At 35.8% G+C, this 14,494-nt stretch carries 24 protein-coding genes and 2 tRNA genes; 3 read left to right on the top strand and 23 right to left on the bottom strand.

Going from position 1 to position 14,494, the window contains the following annotated elements; genetic code table 11:
• Nucleotides 1–4: 4 nt before the first annotated feature.
• The 22 genes from NYR30_RS04340 to NYR30_RS04240 all read right to left on the bottom strand — a co-directional run bounded on the left by NYR30_RS04340 (nucleotide 5) and on the right by NYR30_RS04240 (nucleotide 11,780).
• Nucleotides 5–853 carry a phage head morphogenesis protein gene (locus NYR30_RS04340; protein WP_302502067.1) on the bottom strand — a complete coding sequence of 283 codons (849 nt, stop codon included), beginning with the start codon at nucleotides 851–853 and terminating at the stop codon, nucleotides 5–7.
• Nucleotides 816–2,336 (bottom strand): phage portal protein, encoded by a 1,521-nt coding sequence (locus NYR30_RS04335; protein ID WP_302502066.1) that lies wholly within the window; start codon nucleotides 2,334–2,336, stop codon nucleotides 816–818. The genes NYR30_RS04340 and NYR30_RS04335 overlap by 38 nt, the downstream gene beginning before the upstream one ends.
• A gap of 5 nt (nucleotides 2,337–2,341) precedes the next feature.
• The gene (terL, locus tag NYR30_RS04330; RefSeq protein ID WP_302502064.1) at nucleotides 2,342–3,718 is read right to left on the bottom strand and encodes a phage terminase large subunit; all 1,377 of its coding nucleotides are present in this window, start codon (nucleotides 3,716–3,718) and stop codon (nucleotides 2,342–2,344) included.
• 3 nt (nucleotides 3,719–3,721) lie between these two features.
• A complete protein-coding gene (locus NYR30_RS04325; protein WP_302502062.1) occupies nucleotides 3,722–4,249 on the bottom strand; it encodes a terminase small subunit in 528 nt (175 codons plus the stop codon).
• 10 nt (nucleotides 4,250–4,259) lie between these two features.
• On the bottom strand, nucleotides 4,260–4,397 hold the full coding sequence (locus tag NYR30_RS04320; protein WP_302502060.1) for a hypothetical protein: 138 nt from the start codon (nucleotides 4,395–4,397) through the stop codon (nucleotides 4,260–4,262).
• 100 nt (nucleotides 4,398–4,497) lie between these two features.
• The gene (lysC, locus tag NYR30_RS13695; protein WP_437125210.1) at nucleotides 4,498–4,713 is read right to left on the bottom strand and encodes an Rz1-like lysis system protein LysC; all 216 of its coding nucleotides are present in this window, start codon (nucleotides 4,711–4,713) and stop codon (nucleotides 4,498–4,500) included.
• Complete coding sequence (locus NYR30_RS04315) at nucleotides 4,673–5,008, bottom strand: DUF2570 family protein (RefSeq protein ID WP_302502058.1); 336 nt, start codon at nucleotides 5,006–5,008, stop codon at nucleotides 4,673–4,675. Before NYR30_RS04315 ends, lysC begins: the two co-directional genes overlap by 41 nt.
• A complete protein-coding gene (locus tag NYR30_RS04310) occupies nucleotides 4,995–5,471 on the bottom strand; it encodes a lysozyme (RefSeq protein ID WP_302502057.1) in 477 nt (158 codons plus the stop codon). The genes NYR30_RS04315 and NYR30_RS04310 overlap by 14 nt, the downstream gene beginning before the upstream one ends.
• Nucleotides 5,458–5,805, bottom strand: coding sequence for a phage holin, lambda family (locus NYR30_RS04305; protein ID WP_302502055.1), 348 nt, complete (start codon nucleotides 5,803–5,805; stop codon nucleotides 5,458–5,460). The genes NYR30_RS04310 and NYR30_RS04305 overlap by 14 nt, the downstream gene beginning before the upstream one ends.
• Nucleotides 5,806–5,926: 121 nt before the next feature.
• Nucleotides 5,927–6,001, bottom strand: a tRNA-Trp gene (locus NYR30_RS04300).
• Between the two features lie 198 nt (nucleotides 6,002–6,199).
• The gene (locus tag NYR30_RS04295; protein ID WP_302502054.1) at nucleotides 6,200–6,598 is read right to left on the bottom strand and encodes an antiterminator Q family protein; all 399 of its coding nucleotides are present in this window, start codon (nucleotides 6,596–6,598) and stop codon (nucleotides 6,200–6,202) included.
• Nucleotides 6,595–7,158 carry a recombination protein NinG gene (locus NYR30_RS04290; RefSeq protein ID WP_302502052.1) on the bottom strand — a complete coding sequence of 188 codons (564 nt, stop codon included), beginning with the start codon at nucleotides 7,156–7,158 and terminating at the stop codon, nucleotides 6,595–6,597. Before NYR30_RS04290 ends, NYR30_RS04295 begins: the two co-directional genes overlap by 4 nt.
• Nucleotides 7,158–7,418, bottom strand: coding sequence for a hypothetical protein (locus tag NYR30_RS04285; RefSeq protein ID WP_302502051.1), 261 nt, complete (start codon nucleotides 7,416–7,418; stop codon nucleotides 7,158–7,160). The genes NYR30_RS04290 and NYR30_RS04285 overlap by 1 nt, the downstream gene beginning before the upstream one ends.
• Before the next feature lie 9 nt (nucleotides 7,419–7,427).
• Complete coding sequence (locus NYR30_RS04280; protein WP_302502049.1) at nucleotides 7,428–7,628, bottom strand: hypothetical protein; 201 nt, start codon at nucleotides 7,626–7,628, stop codon at nucleotides 7,428–7,430.
• 36 nt (nucleotides 7,629–7,664) lie between these two features.
• On the bottom strand, nucleotides 7,665–8,090 hold the full coding sequence (locus NYR30_RS04275) for a recombination protein NinB (protein WP_302502048.1): 426 nt from the start codon (nucleotides 8,088–8,090) through the stop codon (nucleotides 7,665–7,667).
• The gene (locus NYR30_RS04270) at nucleotides 8,080–8,610 is read right to left on the bottom strand and encodes a phage N-6-adenine-methyltransferase (protein ID WP_302502047.1); all 531 of its coding nucleotides are present in this window, start codon (nucleotides 8,608–8,610) and stop codon (nucleotides 8,080–8,082) included. The genes NYR30_RS04275 and NYR30_RS04270 overlap by 11 nt, the downstream gene beginning before the upstream one ends.
• A gap of 2 nt (nucleotides 8,611–8,612) precedes the next feature.
• Nucleotides 8,613–8,843 carry a hypothetical protein gene (locus NYR30_RS04265; protein ID WP_302502046.1) on the bottom strand — a complete coding sequence of 77 codons (231 nt, stop codon included), beginning with the start codon at nucleotides 8,841–8,843 and terminating at the stop codon, nucleotides 8,613–8,615.
• 9 nt (nucleotides 8,844–8,852) lie between these two features.
• Entirely contained in the window at nucleotides 8,853–10,253 is a 1,401-nt protein-coding gene (locus tag NYR30_RS04260) for a replicative DNA helicase (RefSeq protein WP_302502044.1), read from the bottom strand.
• Complete coding sequence (locus tag NYR30_RS04255) at nucleotides 10,253–11,095, bottom strand: DNA replication protein (RefSeq protein ID WP_302502043.1); 843 nt, start codon at nucleotides 11,093–11,095, stop codon at nucleotides 10,253–10,255. The genes NYR30_RS04260 and NYR30_RS04255 overlap by 1 nt, the downstream gene beginning before the upstream one ends.
• A complete protein-coding gene (locus tag NYR30_RS04250; protein ID WP_302502042.1) occupies nucleotides 11,092–11,220 on the bottom strand; it encodes a hypothetical protein in 129 nt (42 codons plus the stop codon). Before NYR30_RS04250 ends, NYR30_RS04255 begins: the two co-directional genes overlap by 4 nt.
• A 51-nt stretch (nucleotides 11,221–11,271) precedes the next feature.
• A complete protein-coding gene (locus NYR30_RS04245) occupies nucleotides 11,272–11,508 on the bottom strand; it encodes a helix-turn-helix domain-containing protein (protein ID WP_302502041.1) in 237 nt (78 codons plus the stop codon).
• Between the two features lie 62 nt (nucleotides 11,509–11,570).
• Nucleotides 11,571–11,780: a helix-turn-helix transcriptional regulator gene (locus NYR30_RS04240; protein ID WP_302502040.1), complete on the bottom strand. Its 210-nt coding sequence runs from the start codon at nucleotides 11,778–11,780 to the stop codon at nucleotides 11,571–11,573.
• 129 nt (nucleotides 11,781–11,909) lie between these two features.
• Between NYR30_RS04240 and NYR30_RS04235 the strand changes: the two genes are divergently transcribed.
• The 3 genes from NYR30_RS04235 to NYR30_RS04225 all read left to right on the top strand — a co-directional run bounded on the left by NYR30_RS04235 (nucleotide 11,910) and on the right by NYR30_RS04225 (nucleotide 13,949).
• Nucleotides 11,910–12,581, top strand: a complete 672-nt coding sequence (locus NYR30_RS04235; protein WP_302502038.1) for a helix-turn-helix domain-containing protein — start codon at nucleotides 11,910–11,912, stop codon at nucleotides 12,579–12,581.
• An 856-nt stretch (nucleotides 12,582–13,437) separates the two neighbouring features.
• A tRNA-Ile gene (locus NYR30_RS04230) sits at nucleotides 13,438–13,528 on the top strand.
• A gap of 190 nt (nucleotides 13,529–13,718) precedes the next feature.
• Nucleotides 13,719–13,949: a hypothetical protein gene (locus tag NYR30_RS04225; protein WP_302502036.1), complete on the top strand. Its 231-nt coding sequence runs from the start codon at nucleotides 13,719–13,721 to the stop codon at nucleotides 13,947–13,949.
• Here the strand turns inward: NYR30_RS04225 and NYR30_RS04220 are convergent.
• Entirely contained in the window at nucleotides 13,936–14,133 is a 198-nt protein-coding gene (locus NYR30_RS04220) for a hypothetical protein (RefSeq protein ID WP_302502035.1), read from the bottom strand. The two genes, NYR30_RS04225 and NYR30_RS04220, sit on opposite strands and share 14 nt — an antisense overlap.
• Nucleotides 14,134–14,494 lie beyond the last annotated feature (361 nt).

Here is a 14,494-nt window from a genome sequence, read left to right as displayed (position 1 = left end):
CAATTTAATCATCATTTTGTTCAAACTCTAGCACTGGTGACATTGTGCATCGGCAGTTAGGTAAATGCCCTGGTAAGCCATAAACTTTTTGACCATACATATCGCCAATGTATGGTGGATCGTCAAAAGAAAATATTTTGCCATGTAGATCTTGATGTAGCTTTCTCGGTACTCTTCCGCCACCAGAATGAACCCATTTAAACTTCTTAACACCGAGTTTTTTCATCTTTTCAGCTTGAATGTTTTGATAAGCCTTGTGAGTTTGATCTAATGCTACTAACTCAGCCTTACGCTCATTACCTTTATATAGCTTAGTCAGAAAAGGTTTTAATTCTGCAAAACCTTTACCATTTGCTGAAATGGAATGCATCACAACTTTCTGAACAGCAGATAAGTAATTAGTTGGAATAGTCTTAATTAAGTCAACAGCTTCTTGTGTACTTGCTTGCGTAACTTCTCTCAGTCTTGATGAGGTTAAATCAGTCTTTACTGATAAATCCTTACTAACGTCTTTTAAACTCATCTTAAGTGTGGCAGATGCATTTTTATCTACCCTGATTAACATCTTGTCAGTTTCTCGCTTAGCAAGCAGCATAAATACTGGCTCGTATTTTTTAAGCAATCGACTTATTAAGATTTTCAACTGTGCTACAAGACTGCCATTTTTTGGAAACAAGCTATCTTCTGCGTAAGTAGTAAAACAAGCCTCTATGCCGATCATAGTATCTTTATACATAGATCGCATAAGTCGCTTGATTGCTTTACTATAATCAGCACTGATAGAAGCACTCACTTTTAATGGCTTACCTTGTAACTCATTCGGATTTTTCCTCATAGCTAATACCCAATTCATTTAGTGCTTTGGCTTCTTCATTAGTAAAACCTAAATCTTCAGCTAATTTGTTTTCCGATCCCTCACCTAAATCAGGGAAACCTGAATCAGGATCTTTAGATAATGCTGTGCGAATATCATTACCATCTAAAGCGCCACACATAACATAGGTACTCGCAGTTTCAGCTTTAATCTTATTGCGCTCTGCAAGCTCTTTAGCAGTAGGGCTATCAACTGGACGCCAAGATATGCTAGTTTCCACTTCATCATCATTGCCAAATGACTTAATCACTAATTGATGATGTCTTTCAATTAAACCTGTTAAGTCATGTTCTTGTATGCTTTCTAACTCCTCGTGATAGTTTTTGGTTTCTTCTTCACCTGTTGAGAAACCTTTAGGTGATGTGCCAAGTAATTTAGTTGCTGGTACATTGGAAGCAGCAGCAACAATTTGGTAGTTAGTCATTATCACTTCATCAAGATCGCTCAATGAAGTATCGAATTGTTGGAACTCATCACCTTCTTTATCACCGATTTTTATCCCATAGTTATCACGCGTATTAATCCAAGACTGTAAACGCTCACTGTTGCTTTGTGCGTCCATCATGAACGCTTCCATATTGGTTTTCCAAAATGTCATGCGCTTAGAAGTTAATAAGCCAAGTGACTCATCTGTCGATCTCTCTGAGGTGTACACTCTATTCATAATAAGTTGAGGTACTGGCAATCCACCATAAAGATAAACAGGCTTTAGCAAATCTGGCACTTCGCCATTTCTAAAAATGAATAAATGTGAACGGTGATATTTTTTACCACCTATTTGCCAATAAGTCGGCTCATAGAAATGTCTTGAAGCTGGGTTTGATAATTCTGTCGAAATAAGTAAAGGTATGCACCAATATGGATCGACCTGAATAATGCCTTTGTAAGATCCTTTTTCTACGCCATCAATATTAAATGGTTTTTCGTAAAATTCAGGATCGCTTGAATCAATATCAAATAATGCAATTCTGATACCAAAGATACGACCCATTCTCACAAATTGTTCTGCATTGAATGAAATGCGGTATTTTTTGTCGTACTTTTGTAACAATCGTATTGTTTCTGTCGGTAACTCATCACCATTAACCGAAACAATATCATAACCATTACGAGTAGCATCACGCGCTGGAACAGAACACGCTTTATTGATTAACCAGTTTTGCGTCAAAACGGCGCACATTTGATAACCAATGAATGAATTAGAAGCAAACCAGTTGGCGGTTTCAGTGGAAATGGCATTAGGTTGATTCAATGACATTTTTATACCAGTGAAATTACTATCTTGAGCAAATTCACCGTTGCTAGTAACACGATTATTTTTATCTACAAGCTTATTTAATTCATCTAAGAAAAAGTTAGGCTTGCATTTTTCTAAAAATCTACCACCACTGAAATAAGAAGATTGCTTAACTTCGTGAATCTCTTCTTTAGCAGTGCTTTTCTTTTTTCCAAATCCAAACATAATATTTATCCAAAGTAAGAAGTTGACGAAGATAGCAATTCTGAAAATGCTCTAGAACAAGCGTCTATACAGTCATCGTGAACGCCATTAGGAAAAACTCTCATTTCATTGATGATATCTTGATTCCAATCTCCTTTTATCATCTTCACGTTACCCACGTTAACCTGTGAAGCAAAAGGCTCTGCTCTTGTCACTTTATCACCGCTTTCAGGGCTAGTTTTGACTGTGTAACCTGCCAACATACGAGTGAAATGTAATACTTGCGTTTTACCTGCTTGACCTGGATCTTGAGGTAATCCAATTTTTACCTTCTTACCATCTAATGCTGCAGTATTTTTAATTAACGCATCTCTAGCATCTGGGCCTAAATCATCGTGAGCAAGATCGGCAATAATGTAAGTGCCGTTTTCATGCTTACCTAATTTAACGCCTGCTGTAGGGTCTCCGCCAACAGTAGCACCTAAATCCCAACCTCTGCACCATTTAATATTACCAACGGGTAATTCTTTTATTATCTCTATTTGACCAGGTTTAAATACTCCACCATCTAGCGGAGCTGGTCTTTGTTGATATTGTCCAGCAAAAACATAAGGAGATGCTTTCTCCATCATCTTTAATGTGTCAATATCATGCTTCTCTGGCCATAAAGCTGTACCATCTTCTTGTTTGGCTGGTAAGCAAAGGTGTTCCCATTTCTCACCATTACCACCGTTTAATAACCAACCAGCTAAATCTTCTTCATGCAATCGCTGCATTATTAAAATAATTGGTGTATCAGGTGTATTTTTACGACTCTCTAATGTGTTTTGAAACCAAGTAATAACGTTATTACGCATCACATCGGAATTAGCTTCATCTGCTTTATGAGGGTCGTCTATGATGATTGCACCACCGAACAAATCTCTATGTTTGCCTGCACCAAAACCAGTGATCGCACCACCAGAACCTGTGGCATAAAACACGCCTTTTTTCGTTGTTTTCCAGTGTGCTTTTGATTCTGTGCTTAACGCAACATCAGGGAAGATTTCTTGATACTCTCTACTTTGTATGAGCGAAAGAATGTTACTACTGTTATTTACAGCTAATGTTGATGAATAAGAAGTATGTATAAACTCGCAATCTGGAAAATGTCCTAAACACCAAGCAACAAAGTTAACAACCGCGATTTCTGTTTTTGAGTAACGTGGCGGAATATTAATAATTAATCGTTTAATCTCGCCATTAAACACTCGCATTAAATAATCACAAATAATTTTGTGATGTTTAGCTTGTAACCAGTTATAACCACGTGTTTGCAAAAACATCCAACGAGTGAAAAAGTATAGATCTTGTCTAGCTAATTCAGCTGCCACCATTCTCTCGTGTGCGCTGAATTGTTTCATAGATTAAACCTCTTCTAATAATTCTTTTGCCATTTGCTTAAATTCATCTTTAGTTAAGCTAACGTTGTAATTACTTACATCTCCTGTCACCTCAACTTTATCTTTAAACATACCAAGATGCTTACCCATTAATTCAAGTGCTTTATTTGCACTTACTGGCTCAAATAAAAATATTGGGCTATCAACAGTAGTGACCGTACCTTCTTGTGAATTCTTCAATGTATCAGTGATAACGATAGACTTTCGTCCAAGACAAATATCTTTAAGTTCTTGCAAATCTCTTAAGATTTCATCTTGTGTAATCTTAGTGCGATCTGAACGCTGATCTTGCGCTTTTTGAATGGCCTCCTGAATGACAGGTTTTGACAAGTTTTCTGTACCTATTTGTCTTGCGGTATCAGCACTATATCCAGACCTAATAGCAGCTTGAGTTGCATTCAAATCAATGAGGTATTCCTCTACAAAACGTTTTTGTTTTGGGGTTAACCCACGCCCTTTAGACGCGGATTTAACCGCATCTTTTTTTGGCATAGTTAAATCCTTACTTAATTTCTCCAGTTACTTTAATTTTGAACATCGGTTCATACTCAGGATTATTCATATTTAATAATCCCTCAATGAAAAAACCGATATGATCGGCTGCCGTTAAAACCCACTCAGGAATAAAATTAGCTGTCATTATTTCGGGTGCTTCACTATTAATATTTTTGATGTAAACAGGAATATCCCACAACCTACCGTAGTGTGTATAACCCTCAGCGATTAATTGTTTTTTCTATTTATAAAGCATTCCCATTTTGTTTACTCCAGTTAATGATGCCGTCTAACCGACTAGCGCAGATATCGCGCTCTTTTATCACTTGTCTTAAATAGATGATTGCATCACCGTAAGTCGATCCAGTGAACTCACTGCGATCACAAGATATTAAATAAATTTGAGGTGGTGAGATATACTCAATCTTTGTCTTTTGCGCGCAACCGATTAATAATGTCATCAGGTAAACGAGCAGAAGCACAGCTGTCACTCGACAACGTTTTGTAAATGATTTTGACGTCATTTTCTGCTTGCTCCCTTGCTTGTTGTTCTTGTGAAATTTGATTGATAACGGCTTTACGCTCTATCGTGAGTTGATTGGTAAGTTGATTGTTTTCTTTTTGAATAGCTTCGATAGTTTGTGCTTGTTCTTGAGATTTGATTTCATAGTGATGTAGAAGATAATTTGTGTAAAGTAAATAAGCTAATCCACCACACACTGCGACAATGCGCCAATTAATATTAAGAGGTAACATACTCACCTCGCTCAAACATCGCTCTTGTACGTTTACGTCTATTCGCTAATCCTTCGGATAATTCTAACTTGCCTGTTCTTGGGTTAGTAATCTTATTCCAATAACCGATTGCTTCACCAGCTTTCGCAAAATTACCTTTCAAACATTCTCTTAATACAGTGCTTTTCTCAAAGTTTCTTGCACCAATATTGAAAACAAGATTAACTAAAGCATCGAATTGATTTTGTGTTAGCTTGCCACGCAAATAATAGTTAATAACATTTTCAGCAATCGCAACATCTTCTCGTAATAGCTCCATTGCTTTCCCATCAGAAATTCGCATTCCTTCACGAATGGTAATCCCATCAACTTTACCTGTATGACCTACACCTATTGTCCATATACCAGCAGTGTCTTTATAAGCAGTAAGTTTAATACCCTCGTCATATCGTAGCGCCGCAAGTCCTTTATCACTGATGTTCATTGTTATTATCTCCGTTAATCTTTACACCCATCCAAGCGATCAAGAAATCACGTAATTTTTCAGTACCAATTAATCCAAATGCACCGCCTAACATATTCGAGTAATCACCATGTCCGATTAAATGCTCTAGTGCTGGCACGCTTACATAGACCAATAACCCACAAATCATTGAATCTATGAGGACATAACGAAATTTTTTCTTGTTTCTGAAAAGATAAGCTCTAAGGATGGAAGTTAAGACTGCCGCTACAACGCTGGTAAAGTAAGAGTTACCCACATTTACTGTTAGCCACGTCCAAATGGCAGTCCATACATCAGGTTGTTTGTACGGCATCTTTTTTTCCTAATAAAAAGCCCCGACCGTTTCCGATCGAGGCGATAAAATTCAGCAGAGGTGTAACTTGATTAATAAGTCGTTACTTAAGTAACCCTACTTCAGTGGCTACACCAAATTTTGGCAAAGGCAGTTGGAGTCGAACCAACATCAACGGTTTTGGAGACCGCTATCATAACCATTAGACCATACCCTTAAAAACAAAAAGCCCTAATCAAATCGATTAGGGCTGTCACTTAATAATCCAAAGGAAGTCTTATGAAAAAGAACAATAAAAAAAGCCCAACATTTCTGCTGGGCTTTGTCGGTTAAGCATAAAAATCTCAACCTAACACAAATCATACAACATCAGTCCCAACTATTCAAGCTTTTTACAAAAAATTACATAAAAAAATTAACCAAAGCAATTTTTATAAATCGCATCATCAATACACATCATAAGTTTTAATGAGGTTTCTGCCGTTTTCAATAAATCAAAATATTGGTGTCTATTAATATTAAATGTGTCTAATATTCCAAATTTAACAGGTACTCTATCTTTATCATATTCCGTATAGATGGGTAATCTATAAACGTATTTTGCCATAAAAATATCATATAGCTGTGGTGTGACTTTGTGCATGACTAAAATACACCGTTCAATTTTCATGGCTAAATCATCACTAATTGGATAAGCGCGTCTATTGCTTTCATCTGGCGGAATGGGAATGCTAATAGAAACACTAGGATATTCAGTACCTAATCGAGGTGTCGCCCAATAGCCAAATCTAACAAAAACATCTTTAAAATTCATCTCAACTCCTTGATTTTATTTTTATAAGTGACAATTAATTCTTTGATTTCATCAATGGTTAACTTAACCTTTTTATGATCTTTTCTTTCTAAAAACTCTACCCTCTCAACACCAATCTTCTTAATTAAATTGATACGATAATCCGTCAAATTACCGCTCAAGTAGTTATTACAAACTGAACATTGTTTATGGCAGTTATCCTCATTAAAGCGTAACTCAGGCATTGCTTTAACGGTTTTATAATGCCCTGCGTGCCATTGTCCTTGATGAAATTTGCCACATGAAATACATGGATCGTCTTTATCTCGAAGCCGAATAAATTCATTAAATACTTTTTGTAGGTCTTTTAGCCATTGCGATCTGGTTTTAATAGCTTCTAATCGCTGTCTATGTTCTCGTCTTGCCTGCTTATCCAACTTCTCACGCTTCTTACGAGCTTGTTCTTTACTAAATTTCATTGCGCAATCAACAGAACAAACTTTTTGTGTTGAGCGTGACTTAATGAACTCTTTGCCGCAAATCTTGCATTTAGAAGGTTTTACTTTATATTTCCTTATCATCACTTATCCTTGTGAATATAATAAATACCAAACTTTTCTAAGTAAGAAATATCGAATTGATAGCCTTCTTTTTCTGCGAAATTGATAACAGCATTAACAATATCTACAGGTATTTGTGGTTTATGTTTTCTGTGTCCGATATAGCCTTGCCTAAATCCACATTCTTCTTCCAATTTGTACATTGGGTAATGAGTTAAACCTCTTTTCTTAACCACAAAATCAATCAACTTTTGAAGCTCATTACTGAAACGTGTAATCATTTTTACCCTCTAAAACAACAAATAAATTACCGTTAATACGATAGCAACAGCGGTATAAATCACACCAATAACTATTAACCAAATAATAGCTTTAGCGAAGAATATTGCTTGTTTTTGGTTATCTTTTGCATCTGCATAGAGTCCTAAAGCGAGGAAAACAAACATACAAAAAATAATGAATAGATAAATTCCTGCTAATACTTGTGCCATTAAAATTCTCCTCCTGTTATTAAATAAGCTCCAAATTCACTTTCCCCACCAATCTAACCTATCGTTAAATTTGACACCGTTAGCTACACCCCAAGCAGTGATATATTCAATTAAACTCGCTAACCGCTTGACGCTCATTTTTGCTGTACTTTCACGCAAATTAATGACTTCTCCTTCAAGCCCTATCGCCATTTCAGCTTGTCCACCAGTAGCGATTTTATGAGCAGACACCATAATCATTTTCCACGTTTCAATATCTCGTTTTTTACCTTGAAACTCGCACTGTTTCGCAATATCAGATAACAAGGCGTGCAATTTTGCATTCTGCTCAAGTGTTCTAGTTATCGGTTTAACTTCCACCACTAATGGATTCTTATCGTCAAGCGGTAAAGTGCGGATAAAATTCAATGAATTTAACCGTACTTGCTCGTTACGGAGAAAATAGCGTTGGTTATGCTCCATAACCACCACACTGCTTAACAAAATCCAAGCTCACTTGACGAGTGATGAAGCCTTGCATCATTGGATCGAACACCGCGATAATTGAACTTTTGTTATTACCTTTAACTTCTTCACCTGTAACTGGATGTAAGAAATTAATACGTCCACCAACAATATCAATAACTTCTGTCGCGTTATCTTGAATAACTTGATACCACTTAGTGGATTTATCAGCAGGTAATAACATCACAACTAAATAACCCTGTTCTTTAAGTTCTGCCGCACGTTTAACGAATGGCAATGGATTGCTATAAGGCGGATTAACAAAAATAGATGTAGGTTTAAACGCATATCCATATTCGGGTGTATCGTAGTCATTTGGATCAAACGTTAAAAAACAGTTACCTTCTTCATTTGTGCAATAATGTTTACATAATGCGTTCTCTTTACTTGCGCAACCATCTAGATCAAACTTAAATAGTTTGTTTAGCCAGTAAAAAACATATTTAGGTGTACGATAACAATCCTTATCAAAACTCATTGTTATTCCTCATCTGACTCAATGCCTAATTCTTCAAAACTGAAATACCCACAAGATTTGGTGCGATTCAAACCGTTATGAATACTGATATTTGGGTAAGGTACTGGCTGTATTAAGTGGCCACTACAACGAAATGGTGCTTCAGAAAACCAACCCCATTCATCCATTTGTCTAAGATCTTCTAGTTCTGCACCACATTTTGGACAGCAAATTACGGTATTATCAAAACTCATCTCTAACCTCTAAAAATCAATATTTCTCTTTGTTTTTTTCGTTTCTTGTGTATGACATTCAGCTCTGTTAGCAGCTTCTGCTTGATTACATTCAAGCATTAACCCATTTTTCTGATCGACATAGATTTTGCCTGTCTTACCATGTCGATTTAGACTTAATAACACCTCTGTTACGGTAGGATCTGCTTTTTCGTAGTACACACTAGGCTTATACAAACCAATCCAGTAATCGCAGTCTTGTTCAATCTGTCCTGTATCTTTACTGTCGCCAGGTTTCGGTTTTTTATCTGTTCTGTTTTCAAGGTTTCTATTAAGTTGAGTGAGGAGTAAAACAACGCAATCTAATTCTTTAGCTAATTTTTTTAGCTCTTTCGTTATCTCACCATAAGCAAGATCGTTTCTTTCCGCTTTCTTAGCTGTCATCAACGTAAGATAATCAACAGCAATCAAGCCAATGTCACCGATGCGTTGTTTTAATAAACGGCATTCGCGTCTAATATATTCAATCGTGATACTTGGAGTATCATCAATGTAGAGTAAATCATCACGAACTAAATTATTTGCTGATGTATAAATTTGATTAACAATAAAATCATTACTTAATTGCTCGCTTTGGAACACATCAGCAATATTTTGTTTACTGTTTTGCCCTAATAAACGATTAAAAATTTGAACCGTTGGCATCTCTAAGCTGAATATCGCAACCGCTTTCTTGTCTTGTGTAACGCAGTTAGCGGCTAAATGCGCTAAGAAAGTAGTTTTCCCACATTTCGGTCTTGCACCAACAACGGCTAAAGAACCTTTAATAAAACGTTGCGGCCCAAGTAAGTCATCTAATGCTGTAAATCCACTTGATACACCCACCATCAATTCTGGGTTATTAATCATTGCTTCTTGATATTTAAGCCATTCACCTAAAATATCTTTGCCATTCTTCAACCCATCAGAATTGCCTGATTTCGCATAATCAGTAACTTCTGAAAATAACTTAGTGATATTTTCTAAACGCTCAGTAGCACTTAAGTCATTTTTCTCAAATAACATTGCTTGACAGTCTTGTAGCTTTGCTAGCGTAAAGCGCTTGATAGCATCTTCTTTGACGGTTTCCGCATAACCTAAAACGTTGGCCGCATTAGGTGTAAATTGAGTAAGTTCAGCTAGATAAGATATGCCACCAACATCTTTGAGTACGCCAACACTATCCAATCTCGCTTCTAAAGTAACTAAATCAATCGGCTTGCGTTGATTGAATAAATAACGAATCTCGCGAAAAATGATTTGATGTGCCGAAATATAAAAACTTTTGTTGTTCAGTAAGCTAATCGCTCTTTCAACACGATCTAAATTTGGGTTCATCATTAACCCACCTAGTACTGATTTCTCTGCTGTGATGTTGTATAACGCTTCCATTACAACGCTCCCTCACGAACTTTCGTTAAAGTATCTTCTCGTAACAAGTAATCAAAATTCGCTTTCCATTTGCGATCATTTGCTCCGAAATAAAATTCAGGTGCTGATTCAAAAAATCTTTCGATGTAGGCATTAAATGCCTCTAGCGTGCGCGTTTTGAGTAAGTTTAAGATCTTCTTGATCCCTCGCTTGCGTTTGTCATTAATATCGATCGCACTTGGTAAACGTTTGCCATTACGTTCATTTTCAGCATTGTAGAAATCTAAGATCGCTTGATAGTCGATCTTTTGCCTTTCAGGCTTGATATCCTCTTGCGGATTTATCTCATCATCAGCAAATTCATCACTAGGGGGTAGGGGGTTATTATTCTCTTGTTGTAATCTAGTGTTGTAATCTAGTGTATTAACGAATGCAGGTTTACCCTCTTCCCGAATGTTGGAATCCAGCATTCGGGGTTGTTGGTTTTCTACATTAGCCAAATTTGGTTTATTGATTTCGCCACTGTTAACTGGATTACTGATTAATGTAGCTAATAACTCTTCTAATTTTTCTTCATCAATTTTGTAGTAAATGCGATGTTCTAAACGTTTGTGTGTTTCAATTAAAACACCGATATTGCGTAATTTTTTACGCGCTGTTTCTTGCTCATTACGAGAAAGTCCAGTTTCATCTTCTAACTCTGCTTGAGTCTTATAAACACCAAGATCACTATTAGCTTTATCTTGCCAATAGAAGATTTGTTCAAAGAAAATTTCAGCTGTAGCGCCACCAAACAACTTAGCCAGTTTAGGTCTATAAGCTATAGCTCTGCCAGTTTCTCTTAATAACATAACTAAACTCATATACCTAAAACCTCTACTACAACTTTAATTCGTTGTTCATACTGTTGCTGTGTCAGATTCAACTTGATCAGTTCTTGTTTTAAACGCTCATAAATCATCAATCTTTCTTGATATGGAAGCGACATCAAAAGCTTCATAAAGAAAAGTGATGCGACTGGTTCACAATGCTCCATAAATCACTCTCCAATAAGCCAATAACGTTTATAACGTTTACCTGTAACAGCATCTTTAACCATCTCATCACCAATTTGATAACCTTGGTTTTTTAAGTCCAATATGCGAGCTGATAAACGTAAACATCTGAATTTATTAAGTGCTTCAAGCGGAGTAACTGAGTTACCTTTTTGCAAATAAGCCAAAATCGCACGATTTTGCGATTGACTTTGCTTTTCGTTTAAATTAATATTTTTCATTATTGGTTTTTTCCTTAAAGTAATTAACCACCGCTCCCAACGGTGGTTTTTTATTTTTGATATCACTCTCCGTTTTCTGGAAATACATCATCAATCGTTACATTCGCGCCTAAGTTTTTAAACACTGTTACAATTCTTCTAATATCAACCAAAGTTGGAGTCCTAGTTCCAAGTTCATAATTAGCAATTCTCGGTTGACTCCAACCTAACTGCTCAGCTAATGCACACTGGGTAACTCCTAACTCTTTTCTAATCTTAGCTATCTTATTCATCCTAAATTTCTTTACGTGATACATAGATCAATAATTAAATCACTTTTTGTGATAAAAGTAAAATACAATTTGTGTTACTTGGTATAACGCATTGTGATATTATTAATTAGCAAACTAAGAGAGGTGCTTATGAATACACTTGGTGAAAGAATTAAAAGTTTTAGAATAGCTTTAGGTCTAAATCAAAAAGACTTCGCGGAAGAGTGTGGTAAGTTAGACACTAGAGAAAAATCAGCAAAGTGGGGACAATCTAGAATTGCTAATTATGAACTTGGAACTAGGACTCCTGACTTAGAAGATATTAAAATTATTTCATCCGTTCTTAATATTAATCCAGCCGAACTTGCTTTTAGTTCTGACAATGTTATCCCTGCTACCATAGGGACAAATACAGTTCCAATTATTAGTTACATTCAGGCTGGTGCTTGGACTGGTATTAATGACTTAAAAGAAAGTCTAGGAGATTTTGAATATATTCTCACTAATGAAACTGTTTCAGAAGATGCTTTTGCTCTGCGTATCAAAGGTGATTCAATGACACCAGATTTCAAAGAAGGTGATGTTGTTATTATAGATCCAAACATTAAACCTAGCGCTGGTGAATTTGTTGCTGCCGTAAATGGCGACTATGAGGCGACATTCAAAAAATACAGACCTTTAGAAGATGTGGATCAATATGGCAGACAACACTTTGAATTAGTCCCATTAAATCCTGATTGGGGAAAGATGTCATCTTTAAAGCAAGAAATTAGAATTATTGGAACTATGGTAGAACACAGAATTTACCGAAGAAAGCGATAAGTTTTTTCTAAAAATTCAGTTATTAAGTATTAGTTAATAACTGAATAGTTCGAGAAAATGCTTTTTCTAAAACTAACAGATAATTTAAGTTTGAGATATATATAGATTCAAGATAATTTCTTTTTATCTTTATTCAAATTGCATTCATTATTTAATATTTTTCATATACTTATAGAAAACATCAAAAGTTAAATTAAAGATAATTTTTATTAGTAATTTAGTTTTTAACGCAAAAAGCCACGATGAACCTACCATAGCTTATTACCGACCAAAGTCTCCTTCAATCCTACATTCATTATAGCTACTGCATATATCTAAAAATATCAAAATTTTGTACATATCTAAGAAATGTATCCAAAATTTAATGTTTTTTGTACACATCCATCATATCACATCAATCCCAATGCTCAAAAAATAATCAAACAAAACTTACTACAATCCCTTGAAATCAATAATTTATCACATTTTGTATTTTAATTTTATAAAAAATATCACAATTAGTGTTTACATATAAATCACATTGTGTGATAATGCTCTCATCAAAACGAGATACACATCAAGTTTTGATTAGGAATTGAGGTTAGGTAATTAACTTAACCTAACAACACAATATAAGTATCTCTTGAAAGTCCTCAATCCCTACGCTCTTTAACAGATTGGCGTAGCAATGGCGGTAAGTAATGACCTGATTTAAGGTCAGTAACCTCCAAGCAGAAAACTGTGTTTCTCGTCCTAAGAGAGGTGGGCGGAAAATAAAGGGCAGCGCTGCTTACTTGCTTGAGTGCGAAATGCACGGTCGAAAGATTGCTACAGCGGTTGGGGAAACTAGGCGAACAAGCCCACGAACCGTTTAATTAGTAGGTTAGCTTAATGGTAAAGCAGCGAGCTTATACCTCGTAACGACAGATAATCGGCTGATGTGGGTTCGAGTCCCTCACCTACTACCAAATCTAATGCCTGCTCTACTCTTGTCATGAGCTAGGAATATTTTTCCAGTTTCTGGAGTAGGCATTAGGAAACGCACTGATTAAGAGATCCGCCAAAGGTTTGGGTAAGCGCGCGATTACCAATTTAAGGATAGCTAAGCCAGAACTTAATTTAGTGCGTTTCGATATCAAATTCAAAAAGGGAAATATTATGACAGTTCAGATTCAACACTATGAAATGATTAAACAAATCATCTTAAACGAACAATTAGAAAATCCTAAAAAGTTGAAATTAGTTATTGTAGAGGAAAGCCTGTCTGATGAAGATAAATATCAAATCAAACAGGCAGTATTTGATAATGCCATCAATTTAAATCATTTAAACCCTAGCGATTTAACTAATGAACTAATTAGATCAGTTAAGATAATTAATCAATCTTAGGTATATTATTTAAGTCAGAAAGACTGCTTTCAAAATTATTAGCTAACGCAGAAATAAAAACACTTAACTGTTTAGCCTTAGCTTCAGGGGTCATGCGGTTATCATTAAAAATGGTTGTTGGACTACACTCAATAATTTTGCTTGCGAATTGAATAGCTAGTTTTTCAGACATTGCTTTATACATAATTAATCCTTATTTGTTGTGAGAGAGCTTTGATTATATTCCTTAGTGTTGTGAGAGACAATAAGGGACTTGAGCCTTACAAGTATAAAGAAAGGCGTATCTAATGCCTGCTTGATGAATTTAAGCTGTTTTTATACTTCATTTTTGACAACACATTGAGCAGGCATTAGGGAAGTTATTAGCGATAGTGACTTCCGATTAGATGTGAGAGAAATTTAGCCAGCTAACATTCTGTTAGCTTGAAAGTCGGTATAGGGACTGGATTGCAGATCTAAACTGTACATAGATTTGTTGGCACAAAGAAGCACATTAACTTAATGTGTGAGCGGTCTATACTCGGTGACAAGCAAACCGCCAGCGT

Source organism: Gallibacterium salpingitidis (assembly GCF_030517105.1).
Lineage (GTDB): Bacteria > Pseudomonadota > Gammaproteobacteria > Enterobacterales > Pasteurellaceae > Gallibacterium > Gallibacterium salpingitidis.
This window is presented reverse-complemented; position numbering and strand designations above follow the sequence as displayed.

What these genes read in the sequence shown, in the direction of transcription:
- NYR30_RS04325 (WP_302502062.1), bottom strand. Translation starts at nt 4,249, where the DNA reads ATGCCAAAAAAAGATGCGGTTAAATCCGCGTCTAAAGGGCGTGGGTTA.
- NYR30_RS04265 (WP_302502046.1), bottom strand. Translation starts at nt 8,843, where the DNA reads ATGAGTTTTGATAATACCGTAATTTGCTGTCCAAAATGTGGTGCAGAA.
- NYR30_RS04220 (WP_302502035.1), bottom strand. Translation starts at nt 14,133, where the DNA reads ATGTATAAAGCAATGTCTGAAAAACTAGCTATTCAATTCGCAAGCAAA.
- lysC (WP_437125210.1), bottom strand. Translation starts at nt 4,713, where the DNA reads ATGACATTATTAATCGGTTGCGCGCAAAAGACAAAGATTGAGTATATC.
- NYR30_RS04340 (WP_302502067.1), bottom strand. Translation starts at nt 853, where the DNA reads ATGAATTGGGTATTAGCTATGAGGAAAAATCCGAATGAGTTACAAGGT.
- NYR30_RS04235 (WP_302502038.1), top strand. Translation starts at nt 11,910, where the DNA reads ATGAATACACTTGGTGAAAGAATTAAAAGTTTTAGAATAGCTTTAGGT.
- NYR30_RS04315 (WP_302502058.1), bottom strand. Translation starts at nt 5,008, where the DNA reads ATGTTACCTCTTAATATTAATTGGCGCATTGTCGCAGTGTGTGGTGGA.
- NYR30_RS04285 (WP_302502051.1), bottom strand. Translation starts at nt 7,418, where the DNA reads ATGATTACACGTTTCAGTAATGAGCTTCAAAAGTTGATTGATTTTGTG.
- NYR30_RS04305 (WP_302502055.1), bottom strand. Translation starts at nt 5,805, where the DNA reads ATGCCGTACAAACAACCTGATGTATGGACTGCCATTTGGACGTGGCTA.
- NYR30_RS04255 (WP_302502043.1), bottom strand. Translation starts at nt 11,095, where the DNA reads ATGAGTTTAGTTATGTTATTAAGAGAAACTGGCAGAGCTATAGCTTAT.
- NYR30_RS04290 (WP_302502052.1), bottom strand. Translation starts at nt 7,158, where the DNA reads ATGATAAGGAAATATAAAGTAAAACCTTCTAAATGCAAGATTTGCGGC.
- NYR30_RS04250 (WP_302502042.1), bottom strand. Translation starts at nt 11,220, where the DNA reads ATGTCGCTTCCATATCAAGAAAGATTGATGATTTATGAGCGTTTAAAA.
- terL (WP_302502064.1), bottom strand. Translation starts at nt 3,718, where the DNA reads ATGAAACAATTCAGCGCACACGAGAGAATGGTGGCAGCTGAATTAGCT.
- NYR30_RS04310 (WP_302502057.1), bottom strand. Translation starts at nt 5,471, where the DNA reads ATGAACATCAGTGATAAAGGACTTGCGGCGCTACGATATGACGAGGGT.
- NYR30_RS04245 (WP_302502041.1), bottom strand. Translation starts at nt 11,508, where the DNA reads ATGAAAAATATTAATTTAAACGAAAAGCAAAGTCAATCGCAAAATCGT.
- NYR30_RS04295 (WP_302502054.1), bottom strand. Translation starts at nt 6,598, where the DNA reads ATGAATTTTAAAGATGTTTTTGTTAGATTTGGCTATTGGGCGACACCT.
- NYR30_RS04280 (WP_302502049.1), bottom strand. Translation starts at nt 7,628, where the DNA reads ATGGCACAAGTATTAGCAGGAATTTATCTATTCATTATTTTTTGTATG.
- NYR30_RS04260 (WP_302502044.1), bottom strand. Translation starts at nt 10,253, where the DNA reads ATGGAAGCGTTATACAACATCACAGCAGAGAAATCAGTACTAGGTGGG.
- NYR30_RS04240 (WP_302502040.1), bottom strand. Translation starts at nt 11,780, where the DNA reads ATGAATAAGATAGCTAAGATTAGAAAAGAGTTAGGAGTTACCCAGTGT.
- NYR30_RS04335 (WP_302502066.1), bottom strand. Translation starts at nt 2,336, where the DNA reads ATGTTTGGATTTGGAAAAAAGAAAAGCACTGCTAAAGAAGAGATTCAC.
- NYR30_RS04270 (WP_302502047.1), bottom strand. Translation starts at nt 8,610, where the DNA reads ATGAGTTTTGATAAGGATTGTTATCGTACACCTAAATATGTTTTTTAC.
- NYR30_RS04225 (WP_302502036.1), top strand. Translation starts at nt 13,719, where the DNA reads ATGACAGTTCAGATTCAACACTATGAAATGATTAAACAAATCATCTTA.
- NYR30_RS04320 (WP_302502060.1), bottom strand. Translation starts at nt 4,397, where the DNA reads ATGACAGCTAATTTTATTCCTGAGTGGGTTTTAACGGCAGCCGATCAT.
- NYR30_RS04275 (WP_302502048.1), bottom strand. Translation starts at nt 8,090, where the DNA reads ATGGAGCATAACCAACGCTATTTTCTCCGTAACGAGCAAGTACGGTTA.